22 protein-coding genes and 1 tRNA gene are annotated in these 23,076 nt (G+C 63.0%); 10 read left to right on the forward strand and 13 right to left on the reverse strand.

Translation table 11 applies throughout. The features are described 5' to 3' along the window. The first annotated feature begins 88 nt into the window (after nt 1-88). The 6 genes from KU306_RS08910 to thrS all read left to right on the forward strand — a co-directional run bounded on the left by KU306_RS08910 (nt 89) and on the right by thrS (nt 6,839). On the forward strand, nt 89-994 hold the full coding sequence (locus tag KU306_RS08910; protein ID WP_258301740.1) for an ABC transporter ATP-binding protein: 906 nt from the start codon (nt 89-91) through the stop codon (nt 992-994). A 12-nt stretch (nt 995-1,006) separates the two neighbouring features. Further along, nucleotides 1,007-2,437: a Fe-S cluster assembly protein SufB gene (gene sufB, locus KU306_RS08915; RefSeq protein ID WP_007538834.1), complete on the forward strand. Its 1,431-nt coding sequence runs from the start codon at nt 1,007-1,009 to the stop codon at nt 2,435-2,437. A 3-nt stretch (nt 2,438-2,440) separates the two neighbouring features. Further along, the gene (gene sufD / locus KU306_RS08920; protein ID WP_258301741.1) at nt 2,441-3,649 is read left to right on the forward strand and encodes a Fe-S cluster assembly protein SufD; all 1,209 of its coding nucleotides are present in this window, start codon (nt 2,441-2,443) and stop codon (nt 3,647-3,649) included. Between the two features lie 142 nt (nt 3,650-3,791). Continuing rightward, nucleotides 3,792-4,283, forward strand: coding sequence for a hypothetical protein (locus tag KU306_RS08925; protein WP_007538836.1), 492 nt, complete (start codon nt 3,792-3,794; stop codon nt 4,281-4,283). Between the two features lie 4 nt (nt 4,284-4,287). Next, the gene (locus KU306_RS08930; RefSeq protein WP_258301743.1) at nt 4,288-4,740 is read left to right on the forward strand and encodes a metal-dependent transcriptional regulator; all 453 of its coding nucleotides are present in this window, start codon (nt 4,288-4,290) and stop codon (nt 4,738-4,740) included. A 158-nt stretch (nt 4,741-4,898) separates the two neighbouring features. Then, nucleotides 4,899-6,839, forward strand: coding sequence for a threonine--tRNA ligase (gene thrS / locus KU306_RS08935; RefSeq protein WP_258301744.1), 1,941 nt, complete (start codon nt 4,899-4,901; stop codon nt 6,837-6,839). 27 nt (nt 6,840-6,866) lie between these two features. Here thrS and KU306_RS08940 read toward each other — a convergent pair whose 3' ends face one another. The 4 genes from KU306_RS08940 to KU306_RS08955 form a co-directional block, all read right to left on the reverse strand. Continuing rightward, nucleotides 6,867-7,526: a helical membrane plugin domain-containing protein gene (locus tag KU306_RS08940; protein ID WP_258301745.1), complete on the reverse strand. Its 660-nt coding sequence runs from the start codon at nt 7,524-7,526 to the stop codon at nt 6,867-6,869. 9 nt (nt 7,527-7,535) lie between these two features. Further along, a complete protein-coding gene (locus KU306_RS08945; protein ID WP_258301746.1) occupies nt 7,536-8,684 on the reverse strand; it encodes an NAD(P)/FAD-dependent oxidoreductase in 1,149 nt (382 codons plus the stop codon). Nucleotides 8,685-8,756: 72 nt separating this feature from the next. Continuing rightward, nucleotides 8,757-9,005, reverse strand: a complete 249-nt coding sequence (locus KU306_RS08950) for a sulfurtransferase TusA family protein (protein ID WP_258301747.1) — start codon at nt 9,003-9,005, stop codon at nt 8,757-8,759. Nucleotides 9,006-9,074: 69 nt separating this feature from the next. Further along, nucleotides 9,075-9,473 (reverse strand): hypothetical protein, encoded by a 399-nt coding sequence (locus KU306_RS08955; protein ID WP_258303388.1) that lies wholly within the window; start codon nt 9,471-9,473, stop codon nt 9,075-9,077. Nucleotides 9,474-9,753: 280 nt separating this feature from the next. Between KU306_RS08955 and KU306_RS08960 the strand changes: the two genes are divergently transcribed. Then, a tRNA-Gln gene (locus KU306_RS08960) sits at nt 9,754-9,826 on the forward strand. Nucleotides 9,827-10,008: 182 nt separating this feature from the next. On the opposite strand, the gene KU306_RS08965 is transcribed toward KU306_RS08960, so the two are convergent. After that, nucleotides 10,009-10,290 carry a hypothetical protein gene (locus KU306_RS08965; protein WP_258301749.1) on the reverse strand — a complete coding sequence of 94 codons (282 nt, stop codon included), beginning with the start codon at nt 10,288-10,290 and terminating at the stop codon, nt 10,009-10,011. Between the two features lie 135 nt (nt 10,291-10,425). Here KU306_RS08965 and KU306_RS08970 point away from each other — a divergent pair, with 135 nt between their 5' ends. After that, nucleotides 10,426-11,202, forward strand: coding sequence for an FkbM family methyltransferase (locus KU306_RS08970; RefSeq protein ID WP_007538847.1), 777 nt, complete (start codon nt 10,426-10,428; stop codon nt 11,200-11,202). A 45-nt stretch (nt 11,203-11,247) separates the two neighbouring features. Here KU306_RS08970 and KU306_RS08975 read toward each other — a convergent pair whose 3' ends face one another. Both KU306_RS08975 and KU306_RS08980 read right to left on the reverse strand, forming a co-directional pair. Further along, nucleotides 11,248-12,207, reverse strand: coding sequence for a DUF3179 domain-containing protein (locus tag KU306_RS08975; protein ID WP_258301750.1), 960 nt, complete (start codon nt 12,205-12,207; stop codon nt 11,248-11,250). Further along, the gene (locus tag KU306_RS08980; protein WP_258301751.1) at nt 12,204-12,932 is read right to left on the reverse strand and encodes an alanyl-tRNA editing protein; all 729 of its coding nucleotides are present in this window, start codon (nt 12,930-12,932) and stop codon (nt 12,204-12,206) included. Before KU306_RS08980 ends, KU306_RS08975 begins: the two co-directional genes overlap by 4 nt. 305 nt (nt 12,933-13,237) lie before the next feature. On the opposite strand from KU306_RS08980, the gene KU306_RS08985 reads away from it, so the two are divergent. Further along, nucleotides 13,238-13,927, forward strand: coding sequence for an HD domain-containing protein (locus KU306_RS08985; RefSeq protein WP_007538856.1), 690 nt, complete (start codon nt 13,238-13,240; stop codon nt 13,925-13,927). A 49-nt stretch (nt 13,928-13,976) separates the two neighbouring features. Here KU306_RS08985 and KU306_RS08990 read toward each other — a convergent pair whose 3' ends face one another. The 6 genes from KU306_RS08990 to proS all read right to left on the reverse strand — a co-directional run bounded on the left by KU306_RS08990 (nt 13,977) and on the right by proS (nt 22,390). Then, nucleotides 13,977-14,966, reverse strand: a complete 990-nt coding sequence (locus KU306_RS08990; RefSeq protein ID WP_258301752.1) for an NAD-dependent epimerase/dehydratase family protein — start codon at nt 14,964-14,966, stop codon at nt 13,977-13,979. A gap of 81 nt (nt 14,967-15,047) precedes the next feature. After that, on the reverse strand, nt 15,048-15,359 hold the full coding sequence (locus tag KU306_RS08995) for a nucleoside triphosphate pyrophosphohydrolase (protein ID WP_258301753.1): 312 nt from the start codon (nt 15,357-15,359) through the stop codon (nt 15,048-15,050). A gap of 84 nt (nt 15,360-15,443) precedes the next feature. After that, nucleotides 15,444-15,827 carry a hypothetical protein gene (locus tag KU306_RS09000; RefSeq protein ID WP_007538863.1) on the reverse strand — a complete coding sequence of 128 codons (384 nt, stop codon included), beginning with the start codon at nt 15,825-15,827 and terminating at the stop codon, nt 15,444-15,446. Next, nucleotides 15,814-16,035 carry a hypothetical protein gene (locus tag KU306_RS09005; RefSeq protein WP_007538865.1) on the reverse strand — a complete coding sequence of 74 codons (222 nt, stop codon included), beginning with the start codon at nt 16,033-16,035 and terminating at the stop codon, nt 15,814-15,816. The genes KU306_RS09000 and KU306_RS09005 overlap by 14 nt, the downstream gene beginning before the upstream one ends. A 174-nt stretch (nt 16,036-16,209) precedes the next feature. After that, nucleotides 16,210-20,763: a glutamate synthase large subunit gene (gene gltB, locus KU306_RS09010; RefSeq protein ID WP_258301755.1), complete on the reverse strand. Its 4,554-nt coding sequence runs from the start codon at nt 20,761-20,763 to the stop codon at nt 16,210-16,212. A 160-nt stretch (nt 20,764-20,923) separates the two neighbouring features. Further along, a complete protein-coding gene (gene proS / locus KU306_RS09015) occupies nt 20,924-22,390 on the reverse strand; it encodes a proline--tRNA ligase (protein ID WP_258301756.1) in 1,467 nt (488 codons plus the stop codon). Nucleotides 22,391-22,569: 179 nt separating this feature from the next. On the opposite strand from proS, the gene KU306_RS09020 reads away from it, so the two are divergent. Further along, nucleotides 22,570-23,070 carry an HTH domain-containing protein gene (locus tag KU306_RS09020; protein ID WP_258301757.1) on the forward strand — a complete coding sequence of 167 codons (501 nt, stop codon included), beginning with the start codon at nt 22,570-22,572 and terminating at the stop codon, nt 23,068-23,070. Nucleotides 23,071-23,076 lie beyond the last annotated feature (6 nt).

The following is a 23,076-nucleotide window of genomic DNA, read 5'->3' on the forward strand; positions in this document are numbered from 1 at the left end:
TTTCTATCTACAAAAGGTGGCGGGGGTAAATGCGCAAGCATTATGGCCGATACTCCCTACGCTTTCAATACGAGGCAACGAACCAACGATGGCAACTCTCGAGATCAAAAACCTCCACGCACGTGTCGCGGAGGACGATGGTGAGCAGATTCTGCGAGGCGTCGACCTTGAAGTTCGTTCCGGTGAGATCCACGCGCTTATGGGTCCCAACGGGTCCGGAAAGTCGACAACCTCCAAAGTAATCGCCGGACATCCGGCCTACGAGGTCACCGAAGGCGAAATCCTCCTCCACCTGGAGGAAGACGACTTCGGCGACATCGAAATTCCTGAAGACGCCCGCACGTGGAATCTTCTGGAACTGGAGCCGAACGAGCGCGCCGCGCTCGGTATCTTCCTCGGCTTCCAGTACCCCGCGGAAATCGAAGGCGTCACGATGACGAACTTCCTCCGAACCGCGCTCAACGCGAAAATCGACGAGCGCGAGGAACTCCTCTTCGGCGAGGACGAGGAAGAAGAAGACGAAGACGTCGGCTACGACACCTCCCCGATGGAGGGCAACGTCGACGAAGGCGAGATTGGTGTCGCCGAGTTCCAGAAGCTCCTCAAAGAGAAGATGGAGCTTCTCGACATGGACGAGAAGTTCATGCAGCGGTACCTCAACGCCGGCTTCTCCGGCGGTGAGAAGAAGCAGAACGAAGTGCTTCAGGCCGCCATTCTCGAGCCTTCGATTGCCGTTCTCGACGAGATCGACTCCGGTCTCGACATCGACCGTCTGCAGGACGTATCGAAGGGGATCAATGCCCTCCGCGACGAGCAGGGCACCGGTATCCTCCAAATCACTCACTACCAGCGTATCCTCGAGTACGTCGAGCCCGACCACGTCCACATCATGCTGGACGGCAAGGTCGTCAAGAGCGGCGACGCGGGCCTCGCGTCCGAACTCGAAGACAAGGGCTACGACTGGGTCCGTGAGGAAGTCTACGAGACCGCGTAAACCATACACACCATGAGTTCCGAACAAGACCACCTCAAAGAGACTGACACCGAAGCTCGCTTCGAGTTCAAGAAGGAGCAGAAGGCCGCGTTCGCGGCCGAAAAGGGTCTCACAGAAGAGACCATCCGGGTCATCTCCGAAGACAAAGACGAACCCGAGTGGATGCTCGAGCGGCGTCTCCGCGCCCTCAAGCAGTTCCAGAAGATGCCGATGCCGACCGACTGGCCCGGCCAGCCCGACCTCTCCGAGGTCGACGTCGACCAGATCGTCCCGTACATCCGCCCCGACGTGGAAGTGCGCGGCGGTGTCGACGACTGGCGCGACCTGCCGGACGACATCAAGGACACCTTCGACAAACTCGGCATCCCGGAAGCAGAGAAGAACGCCCTCTCTGGTGTCGGCGCTCAGTACGAGTCCGAAGTCGTCTACCAGAACATGCAGGAGCGCTGGGAGGAGAAAGGCGTCGTCTTCATGAACATGGACCAGGCGGTCCAGGAGCACGAAGACATCGTCAAGGAGTACTTCATGACGAAGTGCGTCCCTCCGAGCGACAACAAGTTCGCCGCACTCCACGGTGCCATCTGGTCCGGCGGGTCGTTCGTCTACGTCCCCGAGGACACCACCGTCGACATGCCGGTGCAGGCGTACTTCCGCATGAACTCCGAAGGGATGGGCCAGTTCGAGCACACCCTCATCGTGGCGGAGAAGGGCTCCGAAGTCCACTACATCGAGGGTTGTTCCGCACCCAAGTACTCCGCGTTCAACCTTCACTCCGGCGGCGTCGAAGTGTTCGTCGGCGAGGACGCTCACGTCCAGTACTCGACCGTCCAGAACTGGTCGAAGAACACGTACAACCTCAACACCAAGCGCGCCATCGTCGAGAAGGGCGGTCGTATGGAGTGGATTTCGGGCTCGATGGGCTCGAAGGCCACCATGCTGTACCCCGCGTCCATCCTGAAGGGTCGCGGTGCCTCCGACAATCACATCACCATCGCCTTCGCGGGCGAGGGTCAGAATATCGACACCGGTGCGAAGGTCTACCACAACGCCCCCGAGACGAAGTCGACCATCGAGTCGAAGTCCATCTCGAAGGACGGCGGCCGCACCAACTACCGCGGTCTCGTCCACATCGCCAACGGCGCGAAGAACTCCTCGACCTCGGTCGAGTGTGACGCGCTGATGTTCGACAACGAGTCCACCTCGGACACGATGCCGTACATGGAAATCAACGAGTCCACGGTGGACGTCGCTCACGAGGCGACCGTCGGGAAGATCGGCGACGAGGACGTGTTCTACCTCCAGTCGCGCGGTCTCGACGACGACGACGCGAAGCAGATGATCGTCTCCGGGTTCATCGAACCCATCACGGAGGAACTGCCCATCGAGTACGCAGTCGAACTCAACCGACTGGTCGAACTCGAGATGGAGGGTAGCCTCGGATAACCAATGAGTGCGCAACTTCCCGCAAACCTGTCTGAAGAGACAGTACGAGAGATTTCGGACGCACGGGACGAGCCGGAGTGGCTCCTCGAGGCCCGCCTCGAAGCCCTCGCCGCGCTCGACGAACTCGACCTGCCGGACGTCATCCAGACGCCCGGCCGTCGCTGGACGAACCTCGAAGCCCTCGACTTCGAGTCGCTCGTCGACCCGCTGAACCAGTCCGACGAGACCGTTCGTGAGGCACCCGACGACGTCGTCGTCCTTCCGTTCACGGAGGCGCTCGACGAACACGGCGACCTCATCGAGGAGCGATTCGGCTCCGTCATCGACCTCGAAGAGAACTACCTGACGGCGCTGTCGGCCGCCCTCTTCACGACGGGCACGTTCGTCTACGTCCCCGAGGGCGTCGAGGCACAGGACGTGAAGGTTCGCGCCGAGATGAACTCTCGGTCGCTCTTCAGCCACACGCTCGTCGTGACCGAGGAGTCGTCGTCGGTTACCATCCTCGAAAGTATCGCCTCCGGTGAGGACGCCGACGAGGACCGATACTTCTCGAACCTCGTGGAAATCGCCGCGGGCGAGAACTCCTACGTCCAGTACGGGTCGCTCCAGAACCTCGACGAGGAGACCTACACGTACACGCTCAAGCGCGGTGACGCGGACACCTACGCCACCATCAACTGGATCGAAGGCAACCTCGGCTCTCGACTCACCCGCAGCGACATCGAGACCGAACTCAACGGTGACGCCTCCGAGACGAAAATCGTCGGCGCGTTCTTCGGCCACGAGGACCAGCACTTCGACGTGAACGCTCGCGTCTGGCACCAGGCCGAGAACACGACCGCAGACCTCGTGACTCGCGGCGTCCTCGACGACGAGGCCCGTTCGGTCTACGAGGGTGTACAGGACGTCGGCCGCGACGCGTGGAGTACGAACTCCTACCAGCGTGAGAACACGCTGATGCTCTCGGACGAGTCCGAGGCAGACGCGTCGCCGAAGCTCATCATCCACAACCACGACACCGAAGCGTCGCACGCCGCGACGGTCGGACAGGTGGACAAAGAGGACCTCTTCTACATGGTCTCTCGGTCCATCCCCGAACTGCAGGCTCGCAACATGCTCGTCGAAGGCTTCTTCGTCCCCGTCCTCGACGAAATCGAAGTCGACGAGTTCCGCGACGACCTCGAAGAACTCATCGCCGCGCGCTTGCAGTAAGCGCACCTCACCATCGACTTCCGCTTTCTTTTGTGGCCGACAGCGTCGGTCAGTGCAGCACAGAACGTGGAGGAGTTAAGTCAATCCCCCACAGATGCAGAGACATGAACGAGGTATCGCGCTCGAATCAGGGGTGTCTCGCGTGAGTGTGGGCTACCAAGTAACCTCGGACCACCAACTCGCGCGGTTGCTCCAGATTGGTATCGTCCTCGAAGAGGTCGTGGAGGCTCGCGCCTACCACCACCACGAGGAGATGGGCGACGACTCGCTCGACGAGGAGATTCGAGACCTGCTTTCGCACGCTGCCGAGGAGTCGAACGAACACCGAGAACGTCTCGAAGCGGTCATCGACCGACTCGACGTGGACAGCGTCCCCTTCGAAGAGATTGAGGCGCTCGTCGAAGCACAGTACGGGCAGACGAAGCCCGAAGACTTCGACGGTGTCCTCTACGACCAACTCTGCAACGAGGAGACGGCGTACAAGTTCTACGACGACGTTATCGAGGCCATCGAGGCGAGTGATGCACAGTTTACCATCGACCGCGAAGAACTCCTCACGACGCTCAGAGAACTTCGGGAGGAAGAGGCCGATGGCGTCGAAGAGGTGACGCGAATCATGGAAGGGCGCGAGTGAAACAATGAACACGGCAGACCAATACGTCAAAGCGATTTACCTGTTGCAGCAGATAGAAAACGGTCCTGCGGCGACGGGGACGCTCGCAGACAAGATGGACGTGAGCCCGGCGAGTGCCAACGAGATGATTGGCAAACTCGAATCCCGCGGCCTCGCGGAGCACGAGAAGTACAAAGGCGTCTCGCTGACCGACGAGGGAATCGTCCAGGCGCGCGACGCGCTCCAGACGTACTGTATCATCGAGCGGTTCCTCTCGAACGTCCTCGACGTCGAGGACTTCCGCGCGGAAGCCCGCGAACTGGAACCGGTCATCGACGACATGATTGCGGGTCGACTCGACACCATCATCGACCGGAAATCGGAGTGTCCAGACTGCTTCGACCCGGAGAGTGACGCCTGCGAGTACCTCGAGGTGTGCGACGCCGAGGCGGAAACCGAGACTGAAGCCGCCGACTGAAGCCGCCGACTGACGACGCTCGGTGCGCTCTCGGGACCCTTCTGAGACACGCTTATACTCCTCGACCGCAAAGTGAAATTGCAATGATGGTTGGTGGCTGCTTTACACGCCGGGTTTAAGCCCGCACACCTAGCCACTTCCATCCTCGATTCTCGACCATGTCTACGCAAGAACACGGACAGATAGTGGTAACGCTTCCAGACGGTTCTGAACTCGAAGTCGACGCAGGCGCGACTGTCGAGGACGTCGCCTTCGAAATCGGTCCCGGTCTCGGTCAAGACACCGTCGCAGGTGTCGTCGACGGTGACCTCGTCGACAAGGCGACGCCGCTCTACTCGGACGCGAGGGTCGAAATCGTCACCGCCGCCAGCGACGAGTATCTCGATTGTCTGCGACACACCGCGGCCCACGTCTTCGGACAGGCGCTCCAGCGACTGTATCCGGATGCAAAGCTCGCAATCGGCCCCCCGACGGACGACGGGTTCTATTACGATATCTACGGCGTCGAGATAGACCGCGACGACCTCGACGACATCGAAGCCGAGATGGCCGATATCGTCGCGGCCGACTACGAGATGGAGCGCGTGCTCGTCGACCGAGCAGAGGCGCTCGACCGCTACGAGGAGAATCGGTTCAAGCGCGAGATTCTCCAGAACGAAGCCGCAGGCGAGGACCCGGTTTCGTTCTACCGGCAGGACGACTGGGACGACCTCTGTCAGGGACCCCACGTCGAATCGACGGGGGAGATTGGTGCGTTCGCGTTGCTCGATATTTCGGCTGCGTACTGGCGTGGCGACGAGGAGAACGAACAACTCACCCGCGTGTATGGCACGGCGTTCGAGTCCGAGTCCGAACTGGAGCGTTTCCTCGAACGCCGCCGGGAGGCCGAAGAGCGCGACCACCGGAAAATCGGCCGCGAGATGGACCTCTTTTCGGTCCGCGACTACTCGCCGGGGTGTGTCCACTACCACCCCAACGGGATGACGATTCGCCGCGAACTGGAGGCGTACATCCGAGAGAAGAACGAAGAACTCGGGTATCAGGAAGTGTGGACGCCCGAACTCAACAAAGCCGAGTTGTGGAAGCCGACGGGCCACTACGACGCGTTCAAAGAGGAAGGCGAGATGTTCGCGTGGGAGCAAGACGACGCCGAGTACGGCTTGAAGCCGATGAACTGTGCGAACCACGCCCACATATACGGGAACGAACGTCACTCCTATCGTGACCTTCCGCTCAAATACTCCGAGTTCGGGACGGTCTACCGAAACGAGCAGTCCGGGGAGCTGTCCGGGTTGCTTCGGGTTCGGGGGCTGACGCAGGACGACGGCCACGCGTTCGTGCGACCAGACCAAATCGAAGACGAGATTCGCCAGACGGTCCGGGTCATCGAAGAGATATACGAACAGTTCGACCTCGAAGTGCTCTACAAACTGGAGACGAGAGGCGACGACGCGATTGGCAGCGACGAAATCTGGGAGACGGCGACGAGTTCGCTTCGAAACGCCCTCGAACACGAGGGCATCGAATACGATGTTGAGGAGGGAGAGGCCGCCTTCTACGGACCGAAGATAGGTCTCGACGTGCGCGACGCCCTCGGTCGCGAGTGGACGATTGGAACGGTTCAAGTCGACTTCAACATCCCGCGACGACTGGACCTCGTCTACGTCGGGAAGGACAACGAAGAACACCGGCCAGTGGCTATCCATCGCGCGTTACTCGGAAGCTTCGAGCGCTTCATGGGCGTCCTCATCGAGCACTTCAAGGGCAACTTCCCGCTGTGGCTCGCCCCCGAGCAAGTTCGTGTCTTGCCGATATCGAAGGCACACCACGAGTACGCACACGAGGTCGCCGAGAAACTGTCTGACTTCCGCGTCGAGGTCGAAGCCCGCGATTGGACGATTGGTCGGAAGATTGCCGAGGCGCACGAAGACCGCGTCCCCTACATGCTCATCGTCGGCGACGACGAGGCGGAATCGGGGACGGTGTCGGTCCGCGACCGCCAGGAGCGCGAGAAGAACGACGTGCCTGTCGACGCCTTCCGTGACCACATCGAAGCCGAACGAGCAGAAAAGCGCACCGAGGTCGATTTCCTCGGATAACTGAACACCGCCACGAGAGCGCGGGCACTATGCACGCGCTTCGTCGTGGTCGTCGAGGTCGCTGCCGATACCCCGGGCGAGCGCGAGGAGGAAGTGCATCCCGCGCTGGACGTCTGGGTCGCGCAGTGAGCGAACCATTCCGAGGGTTCCGATTTGCTTCGGCGGTTCGCGTCCGGCGTCACCCATCCCGCGCAGCATCGTCTGGACGGCACGGACCGTGTCCGGGTCGCTCGCGGTGTCAGCGACTTCGCCGAGCGAGCTACCCGTCTTGGCCAGTGTCGCCACCATCTCGTCGTCTAACGCGGCGGTGAGCAGCGTGACTGCGTCGGCAATCTGGGCGAGTTCGTCCAGCGTGCCGGTCTGTTCGAGTCGGACGAGCGTCTGGAGTGCGCTCTCCAAATCCTCGGCGTTCTCCCCCACCGACGATGCGAGTGAAGCCGTCTCGCGGGTGGCCAAGCCATCGGCCGATTCGAGGAGGAGCGAAGACGTGCCGGCGAGCCTCGTCACCATCTCGTCGTCCATCGCGGCGGTGGCCAGTTGGGTCGTATCGAGGAGTTCGTTCACGAGACCGACTCGTTCGACGAACGCGACGACCTCCTCCGGGTGCTCTGCGATTGCGGCTTCGAGCGCCTCTCTCGGCGCTCGTTCTTGACTTTGTCCGCTCGTGGTTGTGCTTGAATCACTCATCGAATCACCTCAGATGAGCCCCCGAGCGGTGAGCCAGTACGATTCGTTGTACGCGAGTTTGCTCCAGTGGAGCAGTTTCGACGGTTCACGGACTGCAGGCTCGTCTCCGTAGGCGAACTCGACGAACGTGGCTTCGTCCATCCCGCTCTCGATGAAGCAGATGGTCTTGCCGTCGTAGGTCGCCGTGGGGACGAGCCCGCGGACGCGACTCGCGAGGCGGTCCGCAACCGTTCCGGCCGCGTAGTGGGCGACGCTCCCTGCCTTCGACGTCGGCAGGTCGGCAACGTCGCCGATGGCGTACACGTCCTCGGCGTTGGCAGCTTCGAGGGTGTGTTTGTCGACTGCGACCCAACCGTCGTCGCCGAGTCCCGCGTCGGTCACGAGGTCGCTTCCCGCGTGCGGCGGGATACCGACGAGGAGGTCGTAGTCGAGTTCGGTCCCTTCCATCGTCTCGACGACCTTCGCGTCGGGGTCGATTTCCTCGGCGTTGAAGAACGTCTCCAGATTGATGTCGCGTTCTTCGAAGAGGTCGGTCGCCCAGTCGGCAATCGACTGGATGCCGTGGGCGCGCTGGATGGGGTAGGTGTACGTGATGTCGATGTCGTCGCGGAGGCCGCGCTCGCGGAACCACGCGTCGGCCATGAGGACGAACTCGACAGGTGCGGCGGGGCACATGTGCGGCACGCCGATGACCGAGAGGACGAGATGTCCCTCGGTGAAGGCCGCGAGCGCGTCGCGGAGGTGTTCGGCACCGTCGGGGCCGTAGAAGTGGTGGCCGCCTTCTTTCAACCCCGGAACCTCGTCGGGGACGAGATTCGCCCCCGTCGCGAGGACGAGGTAGTCGTAGTCGAGTCCGCGGTCGTCGGCGTCCAGTGTCAGGTGTTTGTTCTCGGTGTCGATGCCGCTAACGCGGTCGACCACGAGGTCGACGCGCCGAGTGTCGACTAAGTCGGTGAGCGGTCGGTGCGCCTCTGCGAGCGTCTTCTTGCCGAAGGCGACGTAGAGGAACGCCGGCTTGTACGTCTGTTCAGGCGTGTCGTTGACGAGCGTCACCTCGACGTCACCGGCGTCGATTTCTGCGGCGAGGTCGTCGGTGAGGCGGTTGGTGAGGACGGTGCCACCCGTGCCGCCGCCGACGATTACGATTCGTTCTGTCATGGTGTTGTGAGTGAAGTGGGTGTAGTTCGGCCGGGAGGCCGGGCGACGCGGGTGTCTGGGTCGACCCAAGCGTTACTTCGTGGTCTCGATGAAGACGGACCAGTAGCCCTCGTCTTCGTGTTCGACGACGTCGAGCGTCTCGTGGCCGGCCTTGGCGACCCACTCGGGCACGTCGTGGCTGGACGACGTATCGGTCGTCATGAGTTCGACGACGGTGCCGGGGTCGGATTTCTTGACTTTCCCGATGAGGTCCATGAGCGGACCGGGGCAGGTCGCACCGCGGGAGTCGATTGTTACGTCGGGGGTGATTGATTCGGTCATTGTCTTAGTGTGGTTGTGTGGATTGTTCGAACAGCAGTGCGTGGCGGTCGGTGGCTGTGGACAACCTCCTCAGACGAATATCACCTGTTTGTCTTGGGCGTGAGTCAGGAACCCCGAGACGCCGAGGACGTCGTCGAAGACCTCGTGGTAGTCGTCGAGGGACTTTCCGAGCATGTCCATCGACAGTTCACAGGCGTAGACGTGCAGCGGGCCGATTTCCTTCGCTTGCGCGATGCTCTCGAAGAACATCGGCATGTCCACGTCTTCGGCGGCCAGCATCGCGCGGCCGACGTTGCCGACTTCGTAGTCCATCGACGCCATGCGTTCGTTGTCGAACGCTTCGAGGCCGCCCATGGTCGCGAAGATGTCTACCGGGACCTCAGACGCGGCGGCGATAGCCGCGATGTTGCCAACCGCTTGGAGCCGTTCGAGTCGTGCGGATTCGAGGACGATTGCATATCCAGGCATGGTGTTCACAGGTAAAGGGTGGTTCCGACCAACTATATTATTGTATAGATGTTCCAAGATTGTGGGAAACGAGTTGGTGGTTAAGAGGGCTTCGAGCGAGCGGTCTTTCGGTGAGACGCTGGACACCGTGTGTGACGTTCGTCGTCGCAATCCAGTCACGTCCGGCGAATATGGGACCGAACCGCACGACTCGAAAAGTAAGCTTATTGTGCCGTCACCTCGCTACCTCAAAGTGCGAAGTTCCGCAGTCGAACGCGGAGCGAGCGAACGAAATGCGCGAAGTCCCATGGTGTAGTGGCCAATCATAGCGGCCTTTGGAGCCGCTGACGGCGGTTCGAATCCGCCTGGGACTATTTTGCGAACGAAGTGAGCAAATAGTCACGACGCGGATTCGAAGCAGGGAGCGACAGCGACCGAGGTTCGAATCCGCCTGACACGAGCGATATTCTCCAAACCCGAAAGATACCCACCGGTCTGAGTCGTTTCTATATCGATTGTATCTCGCACCTCTGACGAGAAGAACGCCGAGGAGTCGCTATGTGCTCTGGGGCAGCGGCTCCACCGGATAGACCCCCGCAATCGCGAGCAAAGCAAGGAGCGTCAACAGCGCAAAAAAGAGCCACGCGTGCTCGTCGGTCCATTCACGTACACCGTGCGATTGCAATCGCAACACCGCAACCGCGCCGAAAGTCGAGAGCGAAATACTGGTGAGCGTATTCCCGTCGATGAACATCCAGACGGCGACGACGAGCATCCCAATGGCAACACCACTGTCCGAAATTTTCGACCACCCACCATATTCTCCATCTTGTTCCATCTAATTGACAACAGTCGCAGTAGCGTGATTACCTTTGCCCTCGAGTCATCCCACGACCCGTCGCCGAATACGCCGGGGGTTTCGCCGCCACCCCAACGAACAATTTTTACTCTCTCACAATGACAACCAGATAAGGTGTCTTTCCGCCACCCGCTTACGACACTGCGACACTACGGCTATCTGCTCCATTACGCACTCGTCCGCAAGAACTACGAGTACCGACTGGTCGCACCGAAAAAGCGGGTTGGACAGACGAAATTCCGCAGTTACGAGCTGTACAACCGCCACGGAAGCGACGTGCTTCTCAAGGCGCTCTTACTCAACCTCGACCGCAGTGACGTCGTCGTCGACGTGGGTGCCAACACCGGGACGTACTCGCTCGCGGCGGCGGCGAACGCCCCGTCGGCCGAAGTCGTCGCAGTCGAACCGAACCCGGAGGTCGCGAGCCAACTCCGGGCGAACGTCGAGGCCAACCCGTTCGACGACCGCATCCGAGTGCTGGAGTGCGGACTCGGCCACACCGACGAGACGCGGGAGTTCCACCTCTCGAACTACGACGAGTTGGGGTCGTTCTCGTCGGCCCACGCGAGCGCGTGGGAAGCGCAAGTCGTCGAGACGACGCCGGTGCCCATGCGGAGTCTCGACTCGCTGGTCGAATCCGACGTGGTGCCGCCACCGGACCACCTGAAGATCGACGTCGAGGGGTTCGGCGTGAACGTCCTCCGTGGGGCGCGGCGCGTGCTGCGCACGCACCGGCCGACGGTGTACTTCGAACAGCACGACTCGCGCGGTGGTCACGACGAGTCGGTCGCGAAGAATCTCCTCCGCGAGGCTGGATACGAACTCATTCCCGTCCGAGAAGGATGGGTCGGTGAACCGACGGCCAAGACCACGACGCCGAAGTCGGCGTGAGCGTGAGCGCGAACGCGACTGTGCTCACCTCTCGCGTGTTCGTATTCACGTCCGATAGAACGCGTCCGCGCCGTGGTCGTCGTACCATGCAAACGCGAAGAGTCGTCGCGCGGGGACGCGGTCGAGTGAGCGGCCGTCCTCGGCGACACCCGTTGCGCCGTCCCACCGCGTTCCGTCGGCGCTGAAACGCCGACCATCGCCGACCGGGTCGAAGGAGTACCCCGGAGTAGCGAAGGCGTGGATGCCGGCGTCGGTGGCGAAGACGACGACGCGGTCGTCGCCAACGTCCAGTGAGAGGACGCCGCCAACCGATTCCACAGCAGCAGCGGTGACGCCGACAGCCTCGCGGTCGCGTTCGAGTCCGAGTACGACGTCTTTGGGTTCGATACCGTCGAGTCCGTCGGCGTCCCACTCGCGGCCGCCGGTCCCGCGGTGCGCACCGAGACCGAAGCCATCCATCTCGAAGTAGCGCTCGTACGGTTCGAGGTCGTAGTCGATTGGCTCGGGGTCGTCGCCCTCGCCAGCGGCCTCACTTTCTCCGCCCGGCGGTGCCATGACGCGCCCGTCAGGGTTCGATTCCTCGAAGGCGGCCCACGTCGTCACGGCGGCGGGCAGGACAGTCAGCGACGCTCCCTGCAACTCGCCCGCGAAACACTCGCCGAGCGACTGCTTCCACTCCGAGTCGGTTTCGCGGTCGTACATGACGAGGTCGTCGTCCGCGAGCTTTCCCGAGACGCCGAATTCGAGCGTCTGGCCGTCGACACGGCGGTCGTACACGACGGCGCTCCCGCAGAGTGGACACCACGTGACGGCGACGGGGACACCGGCGACGACGTCGTTGACGATTTCGTGGTAGTGGAGGTAGCGAATCGGGTACGCACGGGCAGTGCCCTCGATATCGAGCGCGATGACCTCGTCGTCACCGGGGCCGTCGTACGACGGGACGAACTGTGGGTCGTCCACACTCGGAATCGTATCCTTCGGAATGACTTGCCGGACGTTCATCGAAGTACGAATTCGACGCGCTCGTGTGAAGAACCCTGTGTCGTGCGCCCAGTCACCACGACCGTCCCAATCTCACCCGTGGAGGGGACGTGAGTACCAGCACAGGCGGTTCGGTCGAACGGGTCGGCTTCGTCGCCGATTTCGACGATTCTGACCTTGCGAATCGAGTCGGGGAGGAGGTGTAGACGGGTTCGCTCGGGGTCGAGCGTCGCCTCGGCTTCGTCGCGGTCGAGGGTGTACCACCGGACAGGGAGGTCCGAATCGACCAACTCGTTCAGTCGCGACTCGATGTGGCTGAGGTCAGTCTCGTTGAATCGCTCGTATGCACAGTCGAGGTGCGCGTGGTCGGTGTACAGTTGATTACCGGTCGTTTCGGCGTCGTACTCGTCGAGCAGAACTGCCGAGAGGAGGTGCTGCGCCGTGTGATAGCGCATGTGCGCTCGGCGGCGCTCGGCGTCGATGTCGCCTGTTACGGTCGTTCCCGGCTCGGGTGGGTCGCCGTTTCCGACCTCGACGACGTGTTCGATTCGGTCGCGTTTCTGGACGTCGGCGACGGTCCACTCCTGTTTGGCCGTCGAGAGCGTTCCCGTGTCGTGGGGTTGCCCGCCACCAGTCGGGTAGAAGTACGTCTGGTCGAGGACGACGCGGTCGGTCCCTCGAACCGCTTCGACAGTGGCATCGAACGTGAGGCGGTCGGCGTCGTCGAGATAGCGTGCGTCGGTCACAGGCGAAGCAGGTGTCGAACGGAGTTAGGTGTGACTCCGGGCAGAGAGGGTTGTGGTGGCTGGGTGGTGAGTGTCGCGGTGGCCCGGTATTGAGAGTTGAGGTGGCTGGGCGGTGGGCGTTTCGACTGGCCTGTATTTCTCGGATTCGAGAGTGTTACACTGTGACGGGGGCAACCGTGAGACGCGCCGAGTTCGGTCGATGTCGGCGATTCGGGAACTCAGGGTGTCGTAACGCCTAAGAGTAAAACGGTCCTCATTCGGTATAATGAGAATACATACGTGCCCTCTCCCACGGAGGTGTCACCGTGGGCGTTGAGATAAAAGAGTCGTCCGTCTCTGATACGGAATTCGCCGAGATGAAGCGATTCGTCTCGGATTATCTCGCCGCCAGCGTCGAGAACGAAGACGACGGCGGTCGGATGCGGTGGTACCCGTGGCACTCCGCGGAGTACCGGTTCAACCATATCTTGAACGTCGTCGGCCTCGCGGCCGACATCGCCAGACACGAGGGTGCAGACGTCGACGTGGTCAAAGTTGCGGCGCTCTTCCACGACATTTCCAAACTCGAAGCCGAACAGGAAGTCCACGCCGAAGAAGGTGCTCGCGTCGCACGCGAGTATCTCGAAACCCACGGCGACTACCCGGCGTCGTTCGTCGACCAGGTGTGTCAAATCATCGCCGACCACTCGTATCAGGGGTCGCTCATGGACGTCTCGCTGGAGATGCGGTGTCTCATCGAGGCGGACATCCTCGACAAAATCGGTGCCAACGGGACTGCGTTGATGCTCCTGCGGATGGGCTACGAGGCGCGGACCCACATGGACGCCGCGGAGATGGTCGAACGCGTCTTCCAGCGTGGCCACGACGCGTCGCGCCGAATCGTCACCGAGCGCGGCCAGAGCCTCGCCCACCAGCGCCTCAAGCGCGTCAAGTGGTTCCGCGAGTGGCTCGAAGACGAGGTCCCGCAGATGGACCACGAAGACGGCCTGCTCTAAGGGCGGGGCGTCTCAGAACTCGCCGCTGTTTGTAGTCGCAACCTCGTCTTCAGAGCGTATCGAGAATCGAGAGCACGCGCGCTTCGGCGTCGCGTCCGGGGTCGTGTTCAGACCCGTCTCGGTCGCTATCGCGGTGTGACTCGACGGAACGACGCATCGCGTCTTCGACCGGCGTCGACTCCCATCCGAGACTGGCGAGCTTGTTCGTCGCGAGGACGTGTGGGTACTCTCGATAGAGGACGAAGTCAGTGGGGTCGAGACCACCTGCGGCGAGTTCGCGCTCGCCCGCGTGGACGACTTCGACGTCCGTCCCAGCCACGTCGGCGATGACCTCGACCATCTCTTCGAGCGTCACGAGACGCCTGTCGCCGACGTTGTACGCCTCGCCCGCCTCGCCTTCTTCGGCGACGACGCGCATCGCGCTCGCCACGTCTTCGACGTAGGCGCGGTGCCAGACGTTCGTGCCGTCGCCGGGGACGACGACGCGGTCGTGGTTCAGCACGCGGTCGATCCAGTAGTCCAGGCGCTCAGTGTAGTCGTGCGGGCCGTAGACGATGCAGGGGCGGACGGACATCGCGTTGATGTCGCGAGATGCCGCCTCGAAGACGACGCGGTCGCCCTCGGCCTTGCGGGGGCCGTAACTCTCCGGCGAGTCGTCGCGTGCTTGTTCGTCGGTGCAGTCGCAGAGAGGAGTAACGCCCTCGCGCTTGGGAATCTCTTCGCGGCCGTAGGCTGCCCCGCTGGAGATGTAGACGTAGGCGTCAACGTCGGCGAAGATGTCCACCGCCGACGCGACCTCGCTGGGTTTGTACGCCACGCAGTCGAAGACGGCGTCGGGTTCGACCGTCAGTTTGGCCGTCCGGAGGGCCTCGTCGTCGGCCCGGTCACCCTGCATGTGCTGGACGCGCGGGTCGTCGGCGAAGGGATTGTCGTGGTTCCCGCGGTTGAACAGGGTCACGTCGTAGCCGTTGTCGAGGAGGTCCGAGACGAGGTGGCGGCCGATAAATCGGGTGCCGCCGATGACGAGTGCAGTATCCATGTCTGGGTCGAAGGCGTGCGGCGTGAAAAACGTGAGAGAACCGGCGGCGGATTCCGCCGCTCTCTGTGGCTCACAGTGAGTTCACTCGACGCGTTCGAGCACCACGCCGTCTTCGAACCCGCCGCGCTCGGTGGCTTTCTCGGCCGCCAGCGTTTCGATTGTCTCCCAGTCCTCGCCGCGCCGGTCGAGAATCGCGTCGATGACGGCGAACACGTCGGCGAGTTCTTCGATACGACCGTCTTCGGCGAACTCGTCGGCCTCTTCGACCAATTTTTCGCGGAGTTGGCGGTCGAACTCGTCTCCGTCGGCGACGTGGGTGATGGGCGTTTCCCCGGATTCGCGGATTACCTCGGGGATGTCGTCGCGGACCAGTTTGTCGTATTCGCGGGGCACGCCAGTACTTCTGTGGTCTGTAGTAAAATGAGTCGAGGGTATCGATATCGTTCGGTCACTGCCCGACGAGTCTGCTGTAATGTCTCAGCGCAGCACCGAAACGACGCGCCCGACGGCGGCACTTACGCCATTGCCGAGTGCCGTGAGCGCGCCGCCAACCCGGAACTCAGCCGGAGCAATACCCAGTTCGCGAGAGACGACCCCCGGTCGGGCACCGGTACCGACGACCGCGACAGTCCGCCCTCGGACCCTGAGTTCGGTCGTCAAGTCTGTCGTCGTCAGCACGCGGGTGAGTCTCTCCACGTCGAAGTTGACAGCACGAGCGACCTGTATCGCGCTCCACAGGGTCGGCACTTCTACGAACAACTGGTCTCCGGTCGAGGAGACGGGCATCGACACGCCTGCGACGGTTAGGGTGAGGTCGTCCGTGTCGACCGTCAGCGGCGCGACCAGATTATTCTCGCTCACGGGTGGTGACCCGGACCGTTCCGTCGAGTCGCCAGTGGGCGTGTTCGGCGTCCTCGCCGGTGCCACTCGGAACGTCGACAGCCATATCTTCGAAGGCGTAGGTAATCTCTGCGTTACGTCCGGTGAGTCGGTCGTAGAGACTGATTGCGAGGTCTGGCCATGTGGTCGTTTCGTCGATGCGGTTTTGGGACGCTTCGGCGTCGCTCATACACTGCTGTATGGTCTCCCCATACTTATAGACTAGTTGACGATTCTGCCTACTGTGCCTCTTTGTAGACACGCGGCTATCCACTGTGACCCGAGTATAGCCGCCTCGACGACGAAAAAGCCGTCTCGCATCGACGAAAACAGGTCTCCGTCGACGGTGTCGCTCAGTCGTCGCTCAGTCGTCGCTCGTCGTTGCTGCACCGACTTTCTCTGCAGGCACGTCGACGACTGCACCCGCGCTCTCGGGGAGTTCGGAGCGCACGTCCTGCCGGGCGTCTTCTTCGATGACCGCGGCGTAGGCGTCGGGCATCACTTTCACGAAGTCGCCGAGGGCGGCGTCCCAGTCGTCGAGGAGTTCCGCCGCGCGGTCGGAGTCGGTGTACGCGAGGTGGTTCTCGACGAGGCGGGTGAGCATCTGTTCGTCGGACTCGTCGAGGCCGTCTTCGAGCGTCACCATGCCGGTGTTCGCCTTCGCGGCGAACTCGTCGTCGGGGTCGTAGACGTACGCGACACCGCCGGACATGCCTGCGGCGAAGTTTCGCCCCGTCTCGCCGAGGACGGCGACGACGCCACCGGTCATGTACTCACAACCGTGGTCGCCGACGCCTTCCACGACAGCCTTGACGCCGGAGTTGCGGACGGCGAAGCGCTCGCCCGCGACGCCGTTGACGTAGGCTTCGCCCTGGGTCGCACCGTAGAGCGCGACGTTGCCGATGAGGATGTTCTCGGCGGCGTCGTAGTTCGCCTCCGCAGGCGTCTGGACGACCACGCGGCCGCCCGAGAGGCCCTTCCCGACGTAGTCGTTCGAGGCTCCGGTGAGGCGCATCGTGACGCCACTCGCGAGGAAGCCACCGAACGTCTGCCCAGCGACGCCGGAGAACTCACACCGGATGGTGTCGTCCGGCAGGCCGTCACCGCCGTGTTCGTTCGAGATGCGGTTCGAGAGCATCGCGCCGACGGCGCGGTCCTCGTTCGAGAGGTCGCGGCGGATGACGATAGGTTCGCCGTCGTCGATGGCCGCGCTCGCCTCGTCGATGAGTTTGTGGTCGATGTGGGTGTCTACGTCCGCGTGCGTCTGGTCTTCGGTCTTCCGACGCGCGCCGGAGTCGGGTTCCGCGAGGACGGCCGAGAGGTCGAGGTGCTTGGCCTTCTCGTGGTCGGTCTCGCGCTGGCGGAGGACCGACGGGCGGCCAATCATCTCGTCCAGCGTGCGGAAGCCGAGTTCGGCCATGATTTCGCGGAGTTCCTGCGCGATGAACGTCATGTAGTTGATGACGTGGTCGGGTTGGCCGGGGAAGCGGCGGCGCAGGTTCTCGTCCTGCGTGGCGACACCGACCGGACACGTGTTCTCGTGGCACTGACGGGCCATGACACAGCCCGAGGTGACGAGCGACGCCGTCCCGAAGACGTACTCCTCAGCGCCGAGGAGCGCGGCGACGGCAACGTCGCGGCCGGTCTTCATCCCGCCGTCGGCGGAGACGCGGATGCGCGAGCGCAGGCCGGTCGCACGGAGCATCTGGTTGGCTTCGGCGAGGCCGAGTTCCCACGGGAGGCCCGCGTTCTTGATGGAGGTCTTCGGCGACGCGCCGGTCCCGCCGTCGTGGCCGGAGATGTGGACCACGTCGGCTTTGGCCTTCGAGACACCGGCCGCGATAGTGCCGATGCCCGCCTCGGAGACGAGTTTCACGTTGATGTCGGCGTCGGGGTTGGCCGACTTCAGGTCGAAGATGAGCTGTTTGAGGTCTTCGATGGAGTAGATGTCGTGCAGCGGCGGGGGCGAGATGAGACCGACGCCCGGCGTCGCATAGCGGACGTGGGCAATCATCTCGTTTACCTTCTTGCCGGGGAGGTGGCCGCCTTCGCCGGGCTTCGAGCCTTGGGCCATCTTGATTTGAATCTCGTCGGCCGACGAGAGGTACTCGGAGGTGACGCCGAAGCGGCCGGATGCGACCTGCTTGACGTTGCACTCCTTTTCGGTGCCGAAGCGCTCCGGCGGTTCGCCGCCCTCGCCGGAGTTGGACTTGCCGCCGATGCGGTTCATCGCGATGGAGTTGTTCTCGTGCGCCTCGGGCGAGAGGCTCCCGAGCGACATCGCGGCCGTCGAGAAGCGCTCGACGATGGACTCGACGGATTCGACCTCGTCGATGTCGACGGGTTCGCGGTCGGGGTCGAATTCGAGGAGGCCGCGGAGCGTCTGAAGTTGCTCCGATTGGTCGTTGACGAGTTCGGCGAACTCCCGGTACTTCTCGTAGTCGCCAGCGCGGACGGCCTGCTGGAGCGTGCCGACGGTTTGGGGGTTCCAGCCGTGGTGGAAGCCGCCGGAGCGGTTCTCGAACTCACCTTGCCGGTCGAGTTCGGGGTCGGCACCGAACGCGGCGGCGTGGCGCGTCAGCAGGTCGGACTCGATTTCGTCGAGACCGATGCCTTCGGTGCGAATCTCGGTGCCCTCGAAGTACTCGGCGACGAAGTCGGAGTCGAGACCGACCGCCTCGAAGATTTGGGCACCGCGGTAGCTCTCGACCGTCGAGATGCCCATCTTGGCCATCGTCTTGAGGAGGCCGTCTTCGAGCGCGTGAACGTACGACTCGATTGCTTCCGCCGGGTCTGCGCCGTCGGGCCCGGCGACGACGTCCTCGATGGTCTGGTAGGCGAGGTAGGGGTTCACCGCGCCCGCGCCGTAGCCGACGAGGGTGGCGAGGTGATGGACCTCGCGGGGGTCACCGGATTCGACGACGAGCCCGGCGTGGTTGCGCAGGCCGTTGCGGACGAGGCTGTGGTGGACCGCGCCCGTCGCGAGGAGGCTCGGAATCGCCACGCGCTCCGCGCCGACGTTGCGGTCCGAGAGGACGACGATGTCCGCGCCGTCTTCGATAACTGCCTTGGCCTCGTCGCGGACGGCCTCGATAGCCTCGCGGAGGTCGGTGCCCTTCTCGTAGGTGATGTCTACGACGGCGCTCTGCATGTCGTCGTCGAGGTCTTTGATGGCCGCCGTCTGCGCGTCCGTGAGGACGGGGGAGTCGAGGACGAGTTGGCGTGCATGCTCGGGAGATTCGTCGAGCAGGTTGCGCTGGTAGCCGAGGCGGGCTTCGAGGCTCGTCACCAACTTCTCGCGGATGTAGTCGATAGGCGGGTTCGAGACCTGCGCGAAGAGTTGCTTGAAGTAGGTAAAGAGCGGGCGGTTGAGGTCAGACAGCACCGAAAGCGGCGTGTCGTCGCCCATCGACCCGACGGGGTCCTTCCCGTCGCGGGCCATCGGCTCTATCATGTGGTTCAGTTGGTCGTGGGTGTAGCCGAACGACGCCTGTGCCGCGCGCAGGCTCTCGACTTCGCCGCGGGAGGTCGGGTCGTCGTCCGCGGCGATGTCGTCGAGGTGGCGTTGCTGTTCGCGCACCCACTCGCCGTACTTCTCGTCGGTGAGTTCGTCGAACACTTCGGCGTCGGGGATGACGCGGCCTTCCTCGGGGTCGGCCATGAAAATCTCGCCCGGACGGAGACGGCCACGCGACTCGATTTCCGCGGGGTCGGTGTCGAGCGCGCCGACCTCGCTGGCCACGATGAGGCGGCCGTCGGTGGTCACTTCGTAGCGACACGGGCGGAGACCGTTGCGGTCGAGGACGGCAGCGATGCGGTCGCCGTCGGTGGCAGCCACGAGCGCGGGGCCGTCCCACGGTTCGACCAGCGAGGCGTGGAAGTCGTACCAGTCGCGGCGCTCGTCGCTCATCGCGTCGTCGTTGCGGTACGCTTCGGGGATGAGCATCCGAAGGACGTGCGGGAGGTCGCGGCCGCCCTTGAGCAGGAGTTCGACCGCGTTGTCAACGCTCGCGGTGTCGGATTGGTCGGCCTTGGTGATTGGCCGGAGCGTGTCGAGGTCCGCGCCGAAGTCCTCGTGTTCGAGGTCGGTCTCGCGGGCGCGCATCCAGTTGACGTTGCCGCGGATGGTGTTTATCTCGCCGTTGTGGATGACTTGGCGGTACGGGTGGGCGAGATGCCACGCGCCGAGCGTGTTGGTCGAGAAGCGCGCGTGGACGAGCACGAGTTCCGAGACCATGCGCTCGTCGGAGAGGTCAGGGTAGTAGTTCGGGAGTTGTTCGGCGGTGAGCAGTCCCTTGTAGACGATGGTCTTGCGGTCGAGCGAGCAGACGTAGAAGCGCCCCGCACCGGGGAGCGTGAGGTTTGCGACGGCTTTCTCGGCGGCGCGGCGACCGACGTAGAGTGCGCGGTCGAAGTCGTCGGTGTCGAAGTCGCCCGCGGCCGACGCGTCTTCGTCGGGTTCGACGAAGACCTGCCAGACGTCCGGTTCGGACTCGAGTGCGGTCGCACCGAGGCCAGAGTTGTCGGTCGGGACGTCGCGCCAGTGGAAGACAGACAGGCCGTGTTCGGCGAGGGCGTCCTCGAAGACGGCGGCGACGCGCTCTCGGACCTCGTCGTCGGTCGGCATGAACACGGAGCCGACAGCGTACGTCTCGGGGAGGTCGTCTTCGACGATTGCCTCGAAGAACTCGTCCGGGCGCTGAAGCAAGATGCCCGCGCCGTCGCCGGTGTTTTCTTCGGCTCCGGTGGTGCCGCGGTGTTCGAGGTTCTCCAGTAGTTCGATACCGTCCGAGACGACGCGGTGCGAAGCGCCGTTCTCGAGGTCTACGACGGCCCCAACGCCGCAGTTCGACCGCTCGTCGGTCGGGTCGGCCAACCCGCTTCGAGCAGAGGGTGCGTCTATGTGTGGCTTGGTCATGCATCCAAAAATTCACTACCAACATAAGCCCCTTTTCCTGAAACCATAAGGGTGTTTCAATACCATATAAGGATGTAATGAGTGTTGGAATGTACACTAATCATAATTCGACAGCCGACGAAATATATAAAAGACCGTGTAGAACTCTTCTACAGGTTGTTTAGTAGGATTTAGCGAAATATGCAGTTTCGTCTGCGGCCTCGCCACAGACGGCGCAGTCTTCGCCGTCGTGAATCTCCGCGTCTTCGTCGTTCAGGGGAACCATCACGATTTCCGCGGCGATTTGGTCTTTAATCTCCTCTTCACAGGACTCGTCGCCACACCACGGGGCCTTCACGTACCCGCCGTGTTGGCCGATGGTGCCGAGAATCTCGTTGCGCGAACTGGCTTCGCGGACGTTCGATTCGAGGTTCTCCTCGGCGGCGGCGTAGAGCTTGGCGTAGACTTCGTCGAACTGCTCTTGGACGCCCTCTGCGATGTTCTCGCGGTCGAGTTCGACCGTCTCGCCGTCAGGGCGGTGAACCACGGTGACGACTCCGTCGTCGACCTCGTTCGGGCCGATTTCGAAGCGGACGGGGACGCCCTTGAGTTCCCACTCGTTGAACTTGAAGCCGGGATTGCGCTCGTCGCGGTCGTCGAGTTCGACGCGGACGCCGGCGTCTTCGAGTTCGTCTGCGATGCCCTCGGCGTAGTCGAGGACCTTCTCTTGGGTGTCTGCCTGCCAGATAGGGACGATGACGACCTGTTCGGGCGCGATAGTCGGCGGGAGGACGAGACCCTGGTCGTCGGAGTGGGTCATGATGAGCGCGCCGAGTGAACGCCACGAGAGGCCCCACGAGGTCGTGTGGGCGGGCTGTTCGTCCTCGGCCTCGTCGGTGTAGGTGATGTCGAACGCTTCGGCGAACGAGGTGCCGAGGTAGTGCGAGGTCCCCGCCTGCACGGATTTGCCGTCGGGCATGAGCGCCTCGACGGTCGTGGTCGTGTCCGCACCGGGGAACTTGTCGTGTTCGGGCTTCGCGCCGCGGAGCACCGGAATCGCAAGTGCGTCTTCGTAGAGGGATTGGTACTGCGAGAGGCGCGTCATCGTCTCGTCCCACGCGTCGTCGCGTGTCTCGTGGGCCGTGTGGCCTTCCTGCCAGAGGAACTCCTTCGTCCGGAAGAACGGCTTGGTCTCGGTCGCTTCCCAGCGAATGACCGAAGCCCACTGGTTCACGCGAAGCGGGAGGTCACGGTGGCTGCGGACCCACTGCGCCATGTACGGCGCGATGATGGACTCGGACGTCGGTCGGACTGCGAGGCGCTCTTCGAGTTCCTCGTGGCCGCCGTGGGTGACCCACGCGACTTCGGGGTCGAAGCCTTCGACGATGTCCTTCTCGCGTTCGAGGTAGCTCTCCGGGATGAGAAGCGGGAAGTACGCGTTCTGGACGCCGGTCTGCTTGAACTCGCTGTCGAGGAAGTTCTGGACGGCCTCCCAGAGCGCGTACCCGCGCGGGCGAGTGACGATGAAACCGCTCATGCCCTCTGGGCCGTAGTTCGCGAGTCCCGATTTACGGACGACCTCCGCGTACCACTCTCCGGTGTTGTACTCCTTCGACTTGGTTATCCCAAGTTCCTGCTCGTCGCTCATTGTCCTCCGATAGCCGCAGCGCGCCCTTAAACGCCCCGAAGGGGGCGGCGACTCGTTACCTCACTCGGACGCGAGTTAAGATATGTCTGGACGAACTCCAATCCGCTCCGACTGTCGCTCGTTGCGACGGACGCATAGTTACATATCGTGAGCTATCGTACCTCCGAACTGGTGGTGGCATGTTAGCAACAGACACGACATGGAGTAGTGAGCGCCCCCGTGGAGGCGGTGGGTCGGTCCGGGTCGAACTCTGGGTTCCGTGTGGCAAGCGGGGGGAGTTCGAGGCGGTCATCGACCGACTGGAGGAGGCCGAACGACGCGGCGTGATAGATGGTTTCTCCGTCGAGGACTGGGACCGACAAGTGGACCTGTCGGGCCAGTTGTCGCCTCGCGAGAAGACGGTCAGAGAGCGACTGACGTCGTTTGCGCGGTGGGCCGCCCTCCACGGTGAACAGCTCCCGGGGCTGGGCGAGCCAGTCGTCAAGGGCGTCGGTCGGATGGGACCGGAACGACTGACGAGACGCGCGCCGCGAGCCGTCCTCGCGGAGTACGAAGATGGCGTCCTCGCGCGCGTCACTGCGTGCGAAGAGTGCGTCGGCGCGCTCCGAGACCGCGTGTGCGACCTCGACGACGAGTTCGACCGGACGCACCCCGTCGAACCAGTCACCGTCGAGTCGTAATCGGCT

It is taken from the genome of Haloferax larsenii, assembly GCF_024730625.1.
Taxonomy (GTDB): domain Archaea; phylum Halobacteriota; class Halobacteria; order Halobacteriales; family Haloferacaceae; genus Haloferax; species Haloferax larsenii.